General features: G+C 56.7%; 15 protein-coding genes and 1 tRNA gene. 9 read left to right on the forward strand and 7 right to left on the reverse strand.

Annotation, left to right across the window (positions count from 1 at the left end; genetic code table 11):
- Window positions 1-7: 7 nt before the first annotated feature.
- The 3 genes from AB1E37_RS20175 to AB1E37_RS20185 all read right to left on the reverse strand — a co-directional run bounded on the left by AB1E37_RS20175 (window position 8) and on the right by AB1E37_RS20185 (window position 1,939).
- A complete protein-coding gene (locus AB1E37_RS20175; RefSeq protein WP_004144586.1) occupies window positions 8-676 on the reverse strand; it encodes a fimbrial chaperone EcpB in 669 nt (222 codons plus the stop codon).
- 58 nt (window positions 677-734) lie between these two features.
- A complete protein-coding gene (gene ecpA, locus AB1E37_RS20180; RefSeq protein WP_002890053.1) occupies window positions 735-1,322 on the reverse strand; it encodes a common pilus major fimbrillin subunit EcpA in 588 nt (195 codons plus the stop codon).
- A gap of 74 nt (window positions 1,323-1,396) precedes the next feature.
- Window positions 1,397-1,939 carry a helix-turn-helix transcriptional regulator gene (locus AB1E37_RS20185; RefSeq protein WP_004144585.1) on the reverse strand — a complete coding sequence of 181 codons (543 nt, stop codon included), beginning with the start codon at window positions 1,937-1,939 and terminating at the stop codon, window positions 1,397-1,399.
- Between the two features lie 848 nt (window positions 1,940-2,787).
- Here AB1E37_RS20185 and phnC point away from each other — a divergent pair.
- The 5 genes from phnC (at window position 2,788) to AB1E37_RS20210 (ending at window position 8,018) form a co-directional block, all read left to right on the forward strand.
- Window positions 2,788-3,630: a phosphonate ABC transporter ATP-binding protein gene (phnC, locus tag AB1E37_RS20190; protein ID WP_004177295.1), complete on the forward strand. Its 843-nt coding sequence runs from the start codon at window positions 2,788-2,790 to the stop codon at window positions 3,628-3,630.
- A 22-nt stretch (window positions 3,631-3,652) separates the two neighbouring features.
- Window positions 3,653-4,591, forward strand: coding sequence for a phosphonate ABC transporter substrate-binding protein (gene phnD / locus AB1E37_RS20195; protein ID WP_029883981.1), 939 nt, complete (start codon window positions 3,653-3,655; stop codon window positions 4,589-4,591).
- Between the two features lie 66 nt (window positions 4,592-4,657).
- On the forward strand, window positions 4,658-5,530 hold the full coding sequence (phnE, locus tag AB1E37_RS20200; protein ID WP_002890001.1) for a phosphonate ABC transporter, permease protein PhnE: 873 nt from the start codon (window positions 4,658-4,660) through the stop codon (window positions 5,528-5,530).
- A complete protein-coding gene (gene phnE / locus AB1E37_RS20205) occupies window positions 5,527-6,411 on the forward strand; it encodes a phosphonate ABC transporter, permease protein PhnE (RefSeq protein WP_004222879.1) in 885 nt (294 codons plus the stop codon). Before phnE (AB1E37_RS20200) ends, phnE (AB1E37_RS20205) begins: the two co-directional genes overlap by 4 nt.
- A 243-nt stretch (window positions 6,412-6,654) precedes the next feature.
- A protein-coding gene (locus AB1E37_RS20210) for an IS3-like element ISKpn1 family transposase (protein WP_085955203.1) occupies window positions 6,655-8,018 on the forward strand; the annotation gives its coding sequence in 2 pieces (ribosomal slippage) (window positions 6,655-7,123 and window positions 7,123-8,018; 1,365 coding nt in all).
- Between the two features lie 740 nt (window positions 8,019-8,758).
- Here the strand turns inward: AB1E37_RS20210 and AB1E37_RS20215 are convergent.
- Complete coding sequence (locus AB1E37_RS20215) at window positions 8,759-9,424, reverse strand: HAD family phosphatase (RefSeq protein ID WP_004177299.1); 666 nt, start codon at window positions 9,422-9,424, stop codon at window positions 8,759-8,761.
- Between the two features lie 95 nt (window positions 9,425-9,519).
- Window positions 9,520-10,389 (reverse strand): DMT family transporter, encoded by an 870-nt coding sequence (locus AB1E37_RS20220; RefSeq protein ID WP_029884554.1) that lies wholly within the window; start codon window positions 10,387-10,389, stop codon window positions 9,520-9,522.
- A 412-nt stretch (window positions 10,390-10,801) separates the two neighbouring features.
- On the opposite strand from AB1E37_RS20220, the gene AB1E37_RS20225 reads away from it, so the two are divergent.
- Window positions 10,802-11,368, forward strand: a complete 567-nt coding sequence (locus AB1E37_RS20225) for an NlpC/P60 family protein (protein WP_004222859.1) — start codon at window positions 10,802-10,804, stop codon at window positions 11,366-11,368.
- A gap of 44 nt (window positions 11,369-11,412) precedes the next feature.
- Here AB1E37_RS20225 and phoE read toward each other — a convergent pair whose 3' ends face one another.
- Window positions 11,413-12,465 (reverse strand): phosphoporin PhoE, encoded by a 1,053-nt coding sequence (gene phoE / locus AB1E37_RS20230; RefSeq protein WP_004144576.1) that lies wholly within the window; start codon window positions 12,463-12,465, stop codon window positions 11,413-11,415.
- 289 nt (window positions 12,466-12,754) lie between these two features.
- Here phoE and proB point away from each other — a divergent pair, with 289 nt between their 5' ends.
- The 3 genes from proB to AB1E37_RS20245 all read left to right on the forward strand — a co-directional run bounded on the left by proB (window position 12,755) and on the right by AB1E37_RS20245 (window position 15,308).
- Window positions 12,755-13,858 carry a glutamate 5-kinase gene (proB, locus tag AB1E37_RS20235; protein ID WP_004144574.1) on the forward strand — a complete coding sequence of 368 codons (1,104 nt, stop codon included), beginning with the start codon at window positions 12,755-12,757 and terminating at the stop codon, window positions 13,856-13,858.
- Window positions 13,859-13,868: 10 nt separating this feature from the next.
- A complete protein-coding gene (proA, locus tag AB1E37_RS20240) occupies window positions 13,869-15,122 on the forward strand; it encodes a glutamate-5-semialdehyde dehydrogenase (protein WP_004147253.1) in 1,254 nt (417 codons plus the stop codon).
- 113 nt (window positions 15,123-15,235) lie between these two features.
- A tRNA-Thr gene (locus AB1E37_RS20245) sits at window positions 15,236-15,308 on the forward strand.
- An 834-nt stretch (window positions 15,309-16,142) separates the two neighbouring features.
- Here AB1E37_RS20245 and AB1E37_RS20250 read toward each other — a convergent pair.
- Window positions 16,143-16,880 carry an amino acid ABC transporter ATP-binding protein gene (locus tag AB1E37_RS20250; protein ID WP_020316552.1) on the reverse strand — a complete coding sequence of 246 codons (738 nt, stop codon included), beginning with the start codon at window positions 16,878-16,880 and terminating at the stop codon, window positions 16,143-16,145.
- Window positions 16,881-16,888 lie beyond the last annotated feature (8 nt).

A 16,888-nucleotide genomic window follows, 5' to 3' on the forward strand; every position in this document is an offset into this window, starting at 1 on the left:
CAGCTGTCTATTTCACGGGAACAAACTGCTCACCCTGCCAAAGCGCCACCCGTCCTTTTTTATCCGCCGTGTCCACGCGCGTAAAACGGCGCGATTTACCCGGCATCAGGTAGTAATTCTCTTTACATTCCTTACCATCGGCGGCCTTCAGGCAGGGGCCGTAGGCGAGGATCCGCAGCGTCGCATTCCCGGTGTTGGTCAGAGAGCCGTTGGCGTACTGAAAGCGATAGTTCACCTGCCGGGGCGCCACCACCAGGATGGTGCCGATGCGGGCGGAAGCAGTGGCCACCGCGCTGCGGTTGGCGTTATCGCGTTGGGCATCGCTGAGCGCCTGATCGAACCAGACAATGCGGTAGTAGCGCTCTTTGTCATCCGCCGGGCCTTTGTAGAAGAAGCGGATCACATCGCTGGCCTGGGCGGGTAGCAGCAGGCTGGCGGGAGTGAGCAATACCTCATCCGGTTTGTCCATCGGGATAACCTGCCCGCCGTCCAGCGGGGAAGAGAGCCGTTCGAGATGGATATTGATCAATCGACCGCTGTCTGTGCTGTTCTTGATCGTTTTGCTCAGCGTGCTGCTGCCGCTGTTCATAAAGGATGAAATATCGCCGACATCCAACGCCTGCGCCGGCGACACCCCGGCAAGCAGCAGCCCGAGGGCCAGAAGGTGCTTTTTCATAACAATTCCGTCCGTGAAAAAAGCAGGGGGAGATCCCCCTGCTGGTGCATCAGAAGGATCAGCTGGTCCAGGTGGCGTCGAACTGTACGCTGACGTCGCCGCTCCAGATCCCTTCCGGCAGAGTGCTGTAATCGGTCACGGCGGTGGTGCCGTTGGTGGTGCCGCTGATGATGGAGAAAGTGAAACCATCCTGCGCTGTGGTACGGCCGCTGGCGTTGTAGCCATTAGCCAGCGCGCTGAGGTTGCCGCCCATAATATTGTTGGCGGTATCGATCATCACGGTATCGCCAGTTTTTTCCACCGCGGCGCCGTTATAATCCACGCCCACGCTCAGCGTGGAGCCGGAGGTATCCAGCTGGGTTAAGGTGTTGGTGATAAGACGCGAGGTCAGCTTAAAGGCGGTCGCCGTTGTGTCCCCCTCAATCGCCACGTCAAACAGACCTTTCTGCGAGTTAAAGCCTTTAATGCCTTCGGCGTACTGGAACGCCAGGCTGCCGAGCGGGGTCACAACCAGCTTGCTGGTGGTGTCTTTTTTAGCGGTCGCAGACCAGGTCGCTACAGCCTGAGCCGTTACGTCAGCAGCCTGCGCCACGCCCATACCGGTAAACGCCGTTACCAGAGCTATTGCCAGAACCTTTTTTTTCATCGCTTTTTCATCCTGAGTTGAATTAAGGACATGATGTCCCGGTGAACCATTTAAAAAACAGAATTGCCTGGGTGTTACTGAACTAACTTATATATTTTGGAATACAGTTTGGCCTCAGCATTACGCCGATGGGTATACACTGTCTTCACGCTACAATTTTCAATTCTGGCGATCGATTTCGGCTGCATGCCCTGGGCGGTCATGCGGATAATTTTCATTTCCCGATCTGTAATTTTATCTTTCTTAATATCTTTGCGGAGAAACCTGCCATTAATTACATAGGCCAGTTCTTTTCGAATATCGCGACTCAGACCAACATATACCACGCCGCGAATATCGCTATTGTAATACCAGTAGTTCGCTAAGGCCTCTGATTTCCTGGCCGCAATCAATACGACCTGTTTCCCCTTTACCGCGGATAGCCATTCGCTGTCGCGCCTGATAAATTCGTTTAATGAAGCCGTATTGAGATTGATAAACACAAAATCTTTTCTGATTTTCTCCAGTGAGAGATAAATTAATTCGTCGATGTCTACAATCAGTTCGGACAGTCCTTTATAGAAATAGGAGTCATCGGCAGACCAAATATACTTATCGGAACAGCTTTTATATTCCATATAGTTTTTAACCTCATAGTCCTTGAAGTAATCATTTTTACAACGTCACTGCTTGCCAGGCCTATAAAGTTTACTGGCGTATTCGTTTCCTTTAATAAATCGCCATTAAATAAGACACGCATTACTTATCAATATTGGATAAGCGGGGGATTAAACTATAATTATTTTCTGCTTGGCGTTGAATTTAAGTTTTTTCCTATGGAGTGTCAACATGCGGAAAGGCAATGAATTTCGCGCCCAGGTCAATATTTACAAAAACTGAAAATATCAAATTTTTGAGCGCCAGAAAAAGACATTTATTTTCATAAGGTTATTGGTAATATAACCGTCAATTCTTATCTGCGCTTTATATTATCCAGGATCTTCGCCCTATTATGTTAGGAATATTCTTAATGGAACTCTTGAATGACTTATCAAATAAACCGGATTTAGCACAAAAGAAAGGATATAAATCTACAAATAAACAAAAACCAGGATGATTCACCAACACATAAGACTCATGAATAGATTAACCTGCCGCACAAAATAGTTATGTATATGTTAATACATGCGGGATGTTGAATGCTAAACAAAGGCAGACGCATTATCTATTCGATTAAACAGTCTTCTTCATCAAGATTAAGCGAAGATTGCCGAAGGCTGTCTACGCCTACGAACCGGTCTGTCCCCGCGTCCTCCAAAGCATAGCGGCTTTTCGGCGCTTCGCCAGCCGCCGGCAAGCCGCACGCGTTGAGCCGCTGGCCGTCGCTCTTTCACGCCAGTTCACGCTTTGTTCGCAATACCGTCATCGAAATTTCATATAAAGACCTATTAATAGTGGCCAGTTAATGACGAACCTGGACACTCTTATGAACAGCTCTCTTGCCGCGGTGGCCGAAACTGATTTCCAGCCGTTCACCGATCTCGCTGCCGGCCGGCAGCGGAAGGTCTTAAGCGTGCGTAATCTGAGTAAAGCTTATCAAGCCCAGCACAAAGTGCTGGACGGCATCAGCTTTGATCTGCACGCCGGGGAAATGGTCGGGGTCATTGGCCGCTCCGGCGCCGGTAAATCGACGCTCCTGCATGTCCTCAACGGCACCCACAGCGCCAGCGGCGGAGAAATTCTTAGCTACCCGGAAGTCGGTACCCCGCACGATGTCTCACAGCTGAAAGGCCGCGCGCTCAATGCCTGGCGTAGCCACTGCGGAATGATTTTTCAGGACTTCTGCCTGGTGCCGCGCCTCGACGTGCTCACCAACGTCCTGCTGGGCCGCCTCAGCCAGACTTCAACCCTGAAATCGCTGTTTAAAATCTTTCCCGCAGCCGACCGGGCGCGCGCCATTGCGCTGCTTGAGTGGATGAACATGCTGCCGCACGCGCTGCAGCGGGCGGAGAACCTCTCCGGCGGGCAGATGCAGCGGGTGGCGATCTGCCGGGCGCTGATGCAAAACCCCGGGATCCTGCTGGCCGACGAGCCTGTCGCCTCGCTGGATCCGAAAAACACTCAGCGCATCATGGATGTGCTGCGCGAGATTAGCGAGCAGGGTATCAGCGTGATGGTAAACCTGCATTCGGTGGAGCTGGTCAGGGCCTACTGCACCCGGGTTATCGGCGTCGCCAGCGGCCAGCTTATTTTTGACGATCACCCCTCCCGGCTGACGCAGGATGTGCTGCAGCGGCTGTACGGCGATGAAGTTAGCCAATTGCATTAATTTCACTCACACGGGCAACATAATGAAAAAATATATGACTGGCGCAGTTCGTTTATCCGCAATGGTCGCGGGCATAATGATGGCATGGCAGGCAGCGGCGGCGCAGCCGAAAGAGCTCAATCTGGGCATTCTCGGCGGCCAGAACGCCACCCAGCAAATCGGCGATAACCAGTGCGTGAAGGCCTTCCTCGATAAAGAGCTGAACGTGGATACCAAACTGCGCAACTCTTCCGACTATTCCGGGGTGATCCAGGGCCTGCTGGGGGGCAAAGTCGACGTGGTGCTGAGCATGTCCCCCTCCTCCTACGCCTCGGTTTATCTCAATAATCCGAAAGCGGTGGATATCGTCGGCATCGCCGTGGACGACAAAGATCAGTCTCGCGGCTATCACTCGGTGGTGATCGTCAAAGCCGACTCCCCCTACAAAACGCTGGACGATTTAAAAGGCAAAGCCTTCGGCTTCGCCGATCCGGATTCCACTTCCGGGTATCTGATCCCTAACCATGCGTTTAAAGAAAAATTTGGCGGTAACGCCGACAACAAATACAACAACACCTTCTCCAGCGTCACCTTCTCCGGCGGCCATGAGCAGGACATCCTCGGCGTGCTGAATGGCCAGTTCGCGGGCGCGGTCACGTGGGCCTCGATGGTTGGCGATTACAACACCGGCTACACTACCGGCGCGTTCAACCGCCTGATTCGCATGGATCATCCGGATCTGATGAAGCAGATCCGCATTATCTGGCAATCGCCGCTGATCCCGAACGGCCCGATCCTGGTGAGCAATGCGCTGCCGGCGGACTTTAAGGCGAAGGTCGTGGCGGCAGTGAAAAAGCTGGACATCGAGGATCACGCCTGCTTTATCAAAGCGATGGGCGGTACTCAGCACATCGGCCCGGGCAGCGTGGCTGACTTCCAGCAGATTATTGATATGAAACGCGAGCTGGTGAGCGCGCGTTAATCCTGCCTCAACGCCGCCTGCTTGCCCCAGGGTAAGCGGCGGCGCTACGTTGAAGATCCCCGACGCATGAAGACGACCCACACCGAATTTGAACGCTATTACCAGCAGGTACGCTCGCGGCAAAAGCGCGATGCCGTCTGCTGGTCGCTGCTGCTGCTGGCGCTCTATTTTGCCGCCGGCAGCGCCGCGGAATTTAATCTGCTGACTATCTGGCACTCGCTGCCCCATTTCTTTGACTATATGGCAGAGACCATTCCGCCCCTGAGCGCCGGCAACCTGTTCGCCGATGTGCAGACCAAAGGGTCGCTGGCCTGGTGGGGCTATCGCCTGCCGATCCAGCTGCCGCTGATCTGGGAAACCCTGCAGCTGGCGCTGGCCTCGACCCTGGTGGCGGTCGCCATCGCCACGGTTTTCGCGTTTCTTGCCGCCAATAACGCCTGGTCCCCGGCGCCGGTGCGCTTTGCCATTCGCGTGCTGGTGGCGTTTTTGCGCACCATGCCCGAGCTGGCGTGGGCGGTGATCTTTGTGATGGCGTTCGGCATCGGCGCGATCCCGGGCTTTCTGGCGCTGATGCTGCATACCGTCGGCAGCCTGACCAAACTGTTCTACGAGGCGGTGGAAAGCGCGCAAAACAAACCGGTACGCGGCCTGGCGGCCTGCGGCGCGTCCCCGCTGCAGAAAATTCGCTTCGCCCTCTGGCCGCAAGTGAAACCGCTGTTTCTCTCCTATGGCTTTATGCGGCTTGAAATCAACTTCCGCTCGTCGACCATTCTCGGGCTGGTGGGCGCGGGCGGCATCGGCCAGGAGCTGATGACCAACATCAAGCTCGACCGCTACGATCAGGTGAGCATCACCCTGCTGCTGATCATTCTGGTGGTGTCGGCGCTGGACATGCTGTCCGGTCGTCTGCGCCTGTGGGTACTGGAGGGGAAAAAATGAGCGTCTGGCACATGCAACCGGATATCGCCGCCAGCCGGCGGCAGCATAAGCAGCTCTATCAGGTCCAGGGGCGCTACCTGCGCTACGTCGGGCTGGTGGCGCTAGCCTGCGTGCTCTATTACGTCTGGTTTTTTCTGCAGTTTGGCATCAGCGGCGAGCAGCTGACCACCGGCCTGCAGCAGATTGGCCGCTACCTGGCGCGGATGTTCGTCTGGCACGACTTCTGGAACTGGCCGTTCGGCTATTACTTTACGCAAATCGGCGTCACCCTGGCCATCGTCTTCGCCGGGACGCTGACCGCCACGGTGCTGGCGCTGCTGCTCTCCTTCTTCGCCGCCCGCAACATCATGCGCGGCGTGGTGCTGGGGACCCTCGCCCTGCTGATGCGCCGCCTGTTTGATGTGCTGCGCGGGATCGACATGGCTATCTGGGGGCTGATTTTCGTGCGTGCGGTCGGCCTCGGGCCGCTGGCAGGGGTGCTGGCGATCATCATGCAGGACACCGGCCTGCTGGGAAGGCTGTACGCGGAAGGACACGAAGCCGTGGACCGATCTCCCGGGCGCGGGCTGACCGCCGTGGGCGCGAATGGCCTGCAAAAGCATCGCTTTGGCATTTTTACCCAGTCGTTCCCGACCTTCCTCGCGCTTAGCCTGTATCAGATTGAATCCAACACCCGCTCCGCGGCGGTGCTGGGCTTCGTCGGCGCCGGCGGTATCGGGCTTATCTATGCCGAGAATATGCGTCTGTGGAACTGGGATGTGGTGATGTTTATCACCCTGCTGCTGGTGGCGGTGGTGATGATCATGGACACCCTTTCCGCCTGGCTGCGCCGTCGTTATATCGGCGGCGCCGCGGTGCCGCTGTATCAGGGCGGACGCTAGCGCACATTTGCGCCGGATGGCGGCTACGCCTTACCCGGCCTACTCGTCCGTCTCTGACTGTCTGTAGGCCCGGCAAGCAACTGCGCCGCCGGTCGATGGCATCAGGCACGGAGCTGCTTTTATGCCGGGTGGCGGCTGCGCCTTACCCGGCCTACTTGTCCGGCTCCGACTGTCTCCAGGCCCGGCAAGCAACGTGGACTGCACCCCAAAAGTTGGACACCCAACTGAGTAAGGTGCAATTTTATGGCTAAACCAAAGTATTCCCCTGAAACAAAACTGGCTGTGGTTAATCATTATTTGTCCGGTAAAGACGGAGAACAGAGTACAGCCGACCTTTTTGGTATTGAAAGAACATCTGTCCGTCGCTGGGTCAGGGCATGGCAGTTCCACGGTGCAGAAGGCCTGACTGCAAAAAATAATCATTATTCCGATGAATTTAAACTCGTGGTCGTCCGGGCGGTTATCAGTGACCGCCTGACGATGCGTGAAGCGGCTGCCCGGTTTAATCTCTCCGCAGAAATACTTGTCCGGCGCTGGCTCGACGTGTACAACGATGCCGGAGCGGAAGGTCTTTTAAACATGCAATGCGGACGGCCCGGACAAATGACAAAGCCAAAAAATATCCCACCACTGACAGATAAAGAGCTGGAAAAACTCTCCCCCGAAGAGCTCAGGGCCGAACTGCGTTATCTGCGGGCAGAGAATGCCTATCTAAAAAAGTTGAAAGCCTTGGTTCAGAGCGAAAAAAATGGCAAAAAGCCCTGATAATCAGTGAACTAAGGCATGAACACGCTCTGCGGGACCTTCTGCGGGCGGCCGGTATGTCCCGTAGCACGTGGTATTACAATATGAATGCACTGAAGCAAGGGGACAGGTATGCGGGTCTTAAAGAGAACATCAGGAAGATATACCACTATCACAAAGGTCGTTATGGCTACCGCAGGATCACGCTCGCACTGAGAAAACAGGGGCTGCGGATAAACCATAAAACAGTGCAGCGGCTGATGGCAGAACTGTCACTCCGGTCTGTGATAAGGGCGAAAAAATATCGTGCCTGGAAAGGGAGAACGGGCGAGGCCGCGCCCAATATCCTGAGCCGGAACTTCGGTGCGTCAAAAGCCAACGAAAAATGGGTAACAGATGTGACAGAGTTCCCGGTACAGGGAAAAAAGCTTTACCTGTCGTCAGTTCTCGATCTGTTTAACCGGGAGGTTATCGCCTACAGCCTGTCGGAAAGGCCGGTGATGGAGATGGTGAATACGATGCTGGACGGTGCGTTCCCGAAGCTCAGACCGGGAGATGCTCCGCTGCTGCACTCGGATCAGGGCTGGCATTACAGGATGAGGAGCTATCAGGAACGTTTAAAGGCGCATGGGATGACGCAGAGTATGTCGCGTAAAGGAAACTGCCTGGATAATGCAGTGATGGAAAACTTCTTCGGGACCCTGAAATCGGAGTGTTTTTATCTGAGGGAGTTCAGGAGTGTCAGTGCGCTAAGAAAAGCCGTAGAGGACTATATCCATTACTACAACAACGAGCGGATAAGCCTGAAATTAAAAGGCCTGAGTCCGGTAGAGTACCGAACCCAGGCTCTGAGAGCCGCTTAATATGAACCATCCAACTTTATGGGGTCAGTCCAACGGCGCCGCCGGGCGATGGCATCAGGCACGGAGCTGCGTTTATGCCGGGTGGCGGCGGCGCCTTACCCGGCCTACTCGTCCGGCTCCGACTGTCTGTAGGCCCGGCAAGCAACTGCGCCGCCAGGCGATGGCATCAGGCACGGAGCTGCGTTTATGCCGGGTGGCGGCTACGCCTTACCCGGCCTACTCGTCCGGCTCCGACTGTCTGTAGGCCCGGCAAGCAACTGCGCCGCCAGGCGATGGCATCAGGCACGGAGCTGCGTTTATGCCGGGTGGCGGCTACGCCTTACCCGGCCTACTCGTCCGGCTCCGACTGTCTGTAGGCCCGGCAAGCAACGGCGCCGCCGGGCGATGGCATCAGGCACGGAGCTGCGTTTATGCCGGGTGGCGGCTGCGCCTTACCCGGCCTACAGGGCCCTCTCACAGGCTGACACATCGTAGGCCCGGTAAGCGCAGCGCCACCAGGAGATGCCATCAGGCACGGAGCCGCTTTATTGCCGGGTGGTGGCTACGCCTTACCCGGCCTACCGGGGCCCCTCACACGATCACACCTCGTAGGCCCGGTAAGCGCAGCGCCACCGGGCGATAGCATCAGGCACGGAGCTGCGTTTATGCCGGGTGGCGGCTGGCGCCTTACCCGGCCTACAGGGCTTATCCGGACTGGGACGACTGAACCCACAGGCCTGTAGAAAAATTTATCCGCTCCGCTATTCCAGCCGCCAGCTCAGCACCGGCCAGCCGTATCCGGCACCGGCCGCCTGCAGCTGCGGACAGGGATTGACCAGCCGCACGCGATCCGCATGCAGGCACAGCGGCAGATCGTTAATGGAATCGGTATAGAACGTCACCTCGCCGTCATACTGCGGATGCGCCTCGCGCCACTGCGCCAGACGCGCCACCTTCCCCTGCTGATAGCTGGGGATCCCGGTGATTTCACCGCTGTAGCCGCCGTCGACCATCGCCACGTCAATACCCAGCGCCTGATCGATCTCCAGCGCGGCGGCCACCGCCTGCACCAGCAGGCTAACCGAGGCGGAGATAATCAGCATCTGCTCTCCCTCGGCCCGCAGACGACGAATGAGCTCCCACGCCTGCGGATAGACCCGGGGCAGGATCGCCTCGCGCACGCAGCGGGCCACCAGCGCGTCAACGTCCGACTTCGGTATTCCGGCCAGCGGCGCCTGGATCAGGGCCACATAATCGGCGATATTCATCTCTCCCCGGTCATAATCCGCCATTAGCCGCGCCTCGCGGGCAAGATACCCCTTCTGCGTCGCCAGCCCTTCGCGAACCATAAACTGGCTCCAGACCGTACTGCTATCGCCCTGTATCAGGGTGTTATCGAGATCAAAAATCGTCAGCGTGTTGCCCATGGTACTTTCCCTTACTGGTCAAAATAAGCTGCCGGGAGCATGCGTAAAAAAGATGACAGGAAAATGAACCGGACGCCGCAGCGCCCGGCTCGCCATCAGCCGGCGCGGACCTTCGCGGTGCGGAACACCAGCACGATCCCGCCGACGATCGCCATCATACCGATCATCGCCGCCGCCGGCAGCCGGTTGCCCAGCAGCAGATAATCCAGCAGCGCCGTGATCGCTGGCACCAGATAAAAGAGGCTGGTGACATTGACGATATTTCCCGCGCTCAGCAGACGGTACAGCAGTAGCTGGGCGACCACCGAAATCAGCAGCCCGAGAAACAGCACCGGAATAATCAACCCGGCGTTAACGGTAAACCGGAAGCCGCTGACCGGGGCAATCAGCAGGCACAGCCCCAGACTAACGGCATACTGCAGCGGCAGGACATCCGCCGGCGCCTGACGGCTGCGCTTTTGCCACAGCGCGCCAAAGGTCATCAGCAGCAGCGCCGCCAGCGCAAACAGGATCCCCACCGTCGCCATCGGTGAGGCCGCCAGGCTGCGCCACACCAATAGCACCAGCCCCGCCAGGGCAAGCAGCAGTCCTGACAGCCGCCGCCCCTGCAGGCGGCGCTCCACCACGCAAAGCGTAAGGATGGGCTGGATCCCCATGATGGTGGCGATAAGTCCCGGCGTCACGCCGTTGGCCATCGCCTCGAAGTAACAGACCGAATAGTCGCCAATCAGCATCAGACCGGTGACAGCTGTCTGCAGGCGGGTGCCCGGCGCGGGCAGCCAGCGCCGACGGACGATAGCCAGCGGCGTCAGCGCGACCAGGGCAACCAGAAAACGAAAGACCAGCAGCGCCATCGGCGAGGCGTTATCCAGTCCCCAGCGGGTGAAGATGGCCGCGCTGCCCCACAGCAGCACAAAAAGGGCCGTTGTCGCCTGCGAGGCGAGCAGAGAATAGCGAACGTGCATAGCATGCTCCAGAACGTCAAACACAAGGTATCAAGCGTCATACCGGCAGGTAAGCGCCTGCTAAAGACGGCGTTAAGCGCCGAAAACTACCCGGTCTGGAGGGGGAGGCGGTGGGCAGAGCGTGGCGAAGCGATGATGAGGCGCAGACGTCATCCACCCCGCGTCGAAAGCGGCGCCGGGCAAAGTCTCGCCAGAGATGGCGTAATGCGTCATGGAATGCCTCGTGAAATGTTCCTGTCAGCATCCTGGCACAGACCGTTGCGGAGTGACAACTGCCCTTTATGGCTGATCCATCCCGAGGTTGTTTATTTTTAATCGTAAATAAACGTAAAGGCGGCCTCGGCTTATTCAGCCGTGGTTTTTAATCGGCTATAAAACAAAGCAGTCTGCTTGCTACTTCGAAAATAACGATATGAAGCCAAAACTGACGCATGCTCTCTTTTTAATTCCTTTTTTGTTGTTGGCAGGATGCTCCTCCTCACCGAAACAGGCAAAGAACACAAAATCTCATGCGGATATGACCATTGACGGCGGATCGGACGATCTGATCCCGGTGGTGGCGGCCCTGCATGATCAGATGCACACCTGGCAGGGAACCCCCTATGAATGGGGCGGTACTGAACAAAGCGGCGTCGACTGCTCGGGTTTCGTCTGGCGCACGCTGAAGGATCGCTTTAACCTGCCGATGGAGCGGATCACCACCCGCGAGCTGCTGCACATGGGTGTGCGGGTCAATAAGCGGGATTTACGTCCCGGCGATCTGGTGTTCTTCCGCACCCGGGCCGGGATGCACGTTGGCTTTTACGATACCGATCATAATTTCCTTCACGCCTCGAGCAGCCAGGGCGTGATGCGCTCTTCGCTGGACAACCCTTACTGGGAATCAGCGTTCTATCAGGCGCGTCGTCTGCCGAAGGAGTATAACGCGCAGATCACCATGAACAGCGACACCCTGCATCTGGCGAAGAATCGCCGCTAAAAAAAAGCCGCAGCCAGGGCTGCGGCGGGTAGTTCTGCGGTTAATCAGAACTGGTAGGTCATACCCAGCGCGACGATGTCGTCATCGTTGATGCCGAGTTTGTTATCGCTTTTCAGCTGGTTGATTTTGTAATCCACGAAGGCGTTCATGTTTTTGTTGAAGTAATAGGTCAGGCCCACGTCGATGTAGTTAACCAGATCTTCACTCCCCACCCCTTCGATATCCTTCCCTTTCGACAGCACATAGCCGAGGGACGGACGCAGACCGAAGTCGAACTGATACTGCGCCACCGCTTCAAAGTTCTGCGCTTTGTTGGCAAAGCCGCCGCTGATCGGGGTCATCTTGCGGGTTTCAGAGTACATGGTCGCCAGGTAGATATTGTTGGCGTCATATTTCAGGCCGGTCGCCCAGGCTTCCGCTTTCGAACCCTGGCCGCGGGCCAGCAGGTTCTGATCGTTGGTACGGTCGGAGCTGGTGTAGGCTGCGCTGACGGCGAAGTCGCTGCCGCCGAAATCATAGCTTAACGAGGTGCCGACGCCGTCGCCGTTCTGTTTCTTCGCTTCACGGCCTTCGTTTTTACCCTGGTACTGCAGGGTCAGATCCAGGCCATCCACCAGACCGAAGAAGTCGGTGTTGCGGTAGGTCGCCAGGCCGCTGGCGCGCTTGGTCATAAAGTTATCGGTCTGGGCAGAGGAATCGCCGCCGAATTCCGGGAACATATCGGTCCAGGCTTCCACGTCGTACAGGGCGCCAAGGTTACGACCGTAATCGAAGGAGCCGTAGTTCTTCAGCTTCACGCCAGCGAACGCCAGACGGGTTTTCTGACTGGAGTCGCTCTCGGTTTTGTTACCGGAGAATTCAGATTCCCAACGGCCATAGCCGGTCAGGTCGTCGTTAATCTGCGTTTCGCCTTTAATACCGAAACGCACGTAGGTCTGATCGCCATCCTTGCTGTCATAGTCGCTGAAATAGTGCATGGCTTTGATCTTGCCGTACACATCCAGCTTGTTCGCGTTCTTATTATAAACTTCCGCTGCCTGCGTCGCTGTTGAAGCCACAAAGCCCATCATCATTAATGCCAGAGTACTCTTTTTCATTATTCAGTCCTGGTGATTTATTTATACGCGCTATTCAATTGCGGGCGCTCGCCCATCAAAAACTGGAGGTTTTTTAACGCCGGGATATTAAATATTTATGACAAGATGGAACTTTTTATAAAAAAGGGTATTTAAATGTATCTGACATATTTTTGTCACATTCCCTCTCCAGAATGCCCGATCCCGCGCAATAAAATGGCGCGCCCGCCGCCCCGGGTGTTGGCAAGCGGGCCGACTCCTGCTACAACATCAGCTCGATATCGATATTCCTTTTGAACGGCAGAGAATCATGAGTGAAAGCCAGACGCTGGTGGTAAAACTGGGCACCAGTGTTTTAACAGGCGGGTCCCGTCGCCTGAACCGCGCCCATATCGTCGAGCTTGTGCGCCAGTGCGCACAGTTGCACGCCATGGGACACCGTATTGTCATCGTGACCTCCGGGGCCATTGCCGCCGGGCGCGAGCACCTTGGTTACCCGGAACTGCCCGCCACCATCGCCTCCAAGCAGCTGCTGGCGGCGGTGGGACAAAGCCGTCTGATCCAGCTGTGGGAACAGCTGTTTTCTATCTATGGCATTCACGTTGGCCAGATGCTGCTGACCCGCGCCGACATGGAAGACAGAGAACGGTTCCTCAACGCCCGCGACACTCTGCGCGCGCTGCTGGATAACAGCATCGTCCCGGTCATTAACGAAAACGACGCCGTCGCCACCGCGGAAATCAAAGTGGGCGATAACGACAATCTCTCCGCGCTGGCCGCGATCCTCGCCGGGGCGGATAAGCTGCTGCTGTTAACCGACCAGCCAGGCCTGTTCACCGCCGACCCGCGCAGCAACCCGCAGGCGGAGCTGATTAAAGACGTTTACGGCATCGACGACGCGCTGCGCGCCATCGCCGGCGATAGCGTCTCCGGACTTGGCACCGGCGGCATGGGCACCAAGCTGCAGGCCGCGGACGTCGCCTGCCGGGCGGGGATTGATACCATCATCGCCGCCGGGAACCGTCCGGACGTCATCGGCCATGCGATGGCAGGCCTGCCGGTAGGTACCTGCTTCCACGCCCAGGAGTCTCCGCTGGAGAACCGTAAGCGCTGGATCTTCGGCGCGCCGCCGGCGGGGGAAATCACCGTCGATGCGGGCGCGACCCAGGCGATCCTCGAAAGAGGCAGCTCGCTATTGCCAAAAGGCATCAAAATCGTCAGCGGCAACTTCTCCCGCGGCGAAGTGATCCGCATCCGCAATAGCGAAGGACGCGACATCGCCCACGGCGTCAGCCGCTACAACAGCGATGCGCTGCGCCTTATCGCCGGCCAGCACTCGCAGCAAATCGATGCCATTCTGGGCTATGAATACGGCCCGGTGGCCGTCCACCGCGATGATATGATCATCCGTTAAGGAGCTGAAAATGCTGGAACAAATGGGCATTGCCGCCAAAGCGGCCTCCTGGCAGCTGGCGTTACTCTCCAGTCGGGAAAAGAATCAGGTACTGGAAAAGATCGCCGATTATCTGGAAGCGCAGACCGACGATATTCTGCGCGCCAACGCGGAAGATTTAGCCGAAGCTCGCGCCAATGGCCTGAGTGAAGCGATGCTCGATCGCCTCGCGCTGACCCCGGCGCGTCTGAGCGGCATCGCCAGCGATGTGCGCCAGGTGTGCAATCTGGCCGATCCGGTCGGCCAGGTGATCGACGGCGGGCTGCTGGACAGCGGTCTGCGTATTGAACGTCGCCGCGTCCCGCTGGGGGTGATTGGCGTGATTTATGAAGCGCGTCCTAACGTGACGGTCGACGTCGCCTCCCTGTGTCTGAAAACCGGCAACGCGGCGATCCTGCGCGGCGGGAAAGAGACCTGGCGCACCAACGCCGCCACGGTGAAGGTGATCCAGCAGGCGCTGCAGGAGTGCGGTCTGCCGGCCGCCGCAGTACAGGCTATCGAGAGCCCGGATCGCGCGCTGGTGGGCGAAATGCTGAAGATGGATAAATACATCGATATGCTGATCCCTCGCGGCGGCGCGGGCCTGCACAAGCTATGCCGTGAGCAGTCAACGATCCCGGTGATCACCGGCGGGATTGGCGTGTGCCATATTTTCGTGGATGAAACCGCCGAGATCGCCCCCGCGCTGAAGATCATCGTCAACGCCAAGACCCAGCGGCCGAGCACCTGCAATACCGTGGAAACGCTGCTGGTGCACCGCAACATCGCCGACACCTTCCTGCCGGCGTTAAGCAAGCAGATGGCCGAGAGCGGCGTCACCCTGCACGCCGCCCCTTCCGCCCTCCCCGCGCTGCAAAACGGCCCTGCGAAGGTCGAGCCGGTGAAAGCGGAGCAGTATGACGACGAGTATCTGTCGCTGGATCTGAACGTCAAAGTGGTGGCTGATATGGATGAGGCTATCGCCCATATCCGCGAACATGGCACCCAGCACTCCGACGCCATCCTGACCCGCACCCTGCGTAACGCCAACCGCTTTATCAATGAAGTGGACTCTTCCGCGGTATATGTGAACGCCTCCACGCGCTTCACCGACGGCGGCCAGTTCGGCCTCGGCGCGGAAGTGGCGGTCAGCACCCAGAAGCTGCACGCCCGCGGCCCGATGGGGCTGGAAGCGTTAACCACCTATAAGTGGATTGGTTTCGGCGACGATACCATTCGTGCGTAAATGAGAACGGGCGATGCAAAAATAGGCAGTTGATTCCACTGGCTATTGACGCATCGCCCGCTAAGTTCTAACCTTTTGCCTCGTGATTCACGCTCGTGAACACCTCTTGCAGGGCCGATATAGCTCAGTTGGTAGAGCAGCGCATTCGTAATGCGAAGGTCGTAGGTTCGACTCCTATTATCGGCACTCACACAACAAAACCCATTAAAAACAATAAGTTAAATAGTAGCTCTCTCTCAAGTTACGATCTTCTTTTAAGGGATTGTATGACCAACAGTTGCCGCTATGGTTAACAGTGGCTACTCAGGGATGTTAGCACGTAGCGGCCTGTAGTTGTAAAGCTCGAACAGGTACAAAGCGTGAACAGTCCACACGAACCGCTATCAACTCGAAGCTGATGACGCTGCCAACGTCTCTAAATCCTCCCGAAACAGATTGATCACACGCATTTAAGCCCAATGTGTGGCCGTATGAGCCACGTAAACAGGTGAATAGTGGTAAACGTACCTGCACACGACATGCAGGCTCTGCCAGCGCTTCGCTCACGCTCTGAAAGGTACACGAGCACCCTGATAAGGTGTGATCCTTCTGAACACTGATGTAGTCGCCTTGACCTGCTCCCCACAGATTGATGCATATAGATGTTAGTAACGTCCGCTTCACGCCCTGAGACATTCGACAAGCTTTTTACGGCATTAGTAAGGGAGATTTTCACTCTTCCAGTGCCAGAAAGTATCTCGCTTCGTCGTACCGGATTTTGGTCTTCCAGCAACGGTAAATGATCCTTATCCATTTGAATGCCTGAGCCCGGATGAATGCTTTCGGAACGACCGTCGAGAATCTGTATCTGCGGCACCTCGAAAATGGATGCCTACCGATGTTCTCTAGTACAGGCAAGAAAGTCGGTAGAGTAGAAATGTACAATACAACAGCCACGACAATACAAAGCGCCCGATGAAATTCATCAGGCGTTATAAGGCTGAAAAGTTCCTACCTGTTCTTTGATTAGTGAATTTACGCCTAATGGAGCAGTAGATCATTGAGGAAACGTCGCGCGCGCGGATGTTGTGGCGCGGTGAAGAATTTATCCGGATCAGCCTTTTCCAGTATTTGTCCCTGATCCATAAACCAGATCGTATCGGCTACGTCACGCGCAAAGTTCATTTCATGAGTCACGCACATCATGGTCATCCCTTCCTGCGCCAGCCCGCGCATCACGCTCAGCACCTCGCCGACCATCTCCGGGTCGAGTGCAGATGTCGGTTCGTCAAACAGCATGACAGGCGGCTTCATCGCCAGCGCCCGGGCGATAGCCACCCGCTGCTGCTGGCCGCCGGAAAGCTGTGCCGGATAAACGTCGGCCTTGTGCGATAGTCCCACCCTTTCCAGCAGTTCCCCGGCATGACGTCGGGCTTCCGAACGCTTCTCGCCGAGAACTTTCACTGGCGACATCATGATATTTTCCAGCACCGAAACGTGCGGAAACAGATTGAAACTCTGGAAGACAAAGCCGATTCTCGTACGCAGTTGGTTCAGCCTGGTGCTCGAGCCATGAATATCGACGCCGTCAAACAGGATCTGTCCCTTTTCGATGGGCTCAAGACGGTTGACCGTCCGGATTAACGTCGATTTGCCGGATCCGGAAGGACCGCACACCACCACCACTTCACCGCTTTTTATTTCGGCGCTGACGTCGGTCAGGGCCTGATATTCCCCGTACCATTTATTCACCTGATTGAACAGAATCATCGGTCGCATGGTTGCTC

Source organism: Klebsiella sp. Shm-1 (genome assembly GCF_040804525.1).
Taxonomy (GTDB): domain Bacteria; phylum Pseudomonadota; class Gammaproteobacteria; order Enterobacterales; family Enterobacteriaceae; genus Klebsiella; species Klebsiella pneumoniae.

Coding starts and splice junctions, on each gene's coding strand:
- AB1E37_RS20225 (WP_004222859.1), top strand. CDS start 10,802: ATGAAGCCAAAACTGACGCATGCTCTCTTTTTAATTCCTTTTTTGTTG.
- phnE (WP_004222879.1), top strand. CDS start 5,527: ATGAGCGTCTGGCACATGCAACCGGATATCGCCGCCAGCCGGCGGCAG.
- AB1E37_RS20175 (WP_004144586.1), bottom strand. CDS start 676: ATGAAAAAGCACCTTCTGGCCCTCGGGCTGCTGCTTGCCGGGGTGTCG.
- phoE (WP_004144576.1), bottom strand. CDS start 12,465: ATGAAAAAGAGTACTCTGGCATTAATGATGATGGGCTTTGTGGCTTCA.
- proA (WP_004147253.1), top strand. CDS start 13,869: ATGCTGGAACAAATGGGCATTGCCGCCAAAGCGGCCTCCTGGCAGCTG.
- phnC (WP_004177295.1), top strand. CDS start 2,788: ATGAACAGCTCTCTTGCCGCGGTGGCCGAAACTGATTTCCAGCCGTTC.
- AB1E37_RS20220 (WP_029884554.1), bottom strand. CDS start 10,389: ATGCACGTTCGCTATTCTCTGCTCGCCTCGCAGGCGACAACGGCCCTT.
- ecpA (WP_002890053.1), bottom strand. CDS start 1,322: ATGAAAAAAAAGGTTCTGGCAATAGCTCTGGTAACGGCGTTTACCGGT.
- AB1E37_RS20215 (WP_004177299.1), bottom strand. CDS start 9,424: ATGGGCAACACGCTGACGATTTTTGATCTCGATAACACCCTGATACAG.
- phnE (WP_002890001.1), top strand. CDS start 4,658: ATGAAGACGACCCACACCGAATTTGAACGCTATTACCAGCAGGTACGC.
- proB (WP_004144574.1), top strand. CDS start 12,755: ATGAGTGAAAGCCAGACGCTGGTGGTAAAACTGGGCACCAGTGTTTTA.
- AB1E37_RS20250 (WP_020316552.1), bottom strand. CDS start 16,880: ATGCGACCGATGATTCTGTTCAATCAGGTGAATAAATGGTACGGGGAA.
- phnD (WP_029883981.1), top strand. CDS start 3,653: ATGAAAAAATATATGACTGGCGCAGTTCGTTTATCCGCAATGGTCGCG.
- AB1E37_RS20185 (WP_004144585.1), bottom strand. CDS start 1,939: ATGGAATATAAAAGCTGTTCCGATAAGTATATTTGGTCTGCCGATGAC.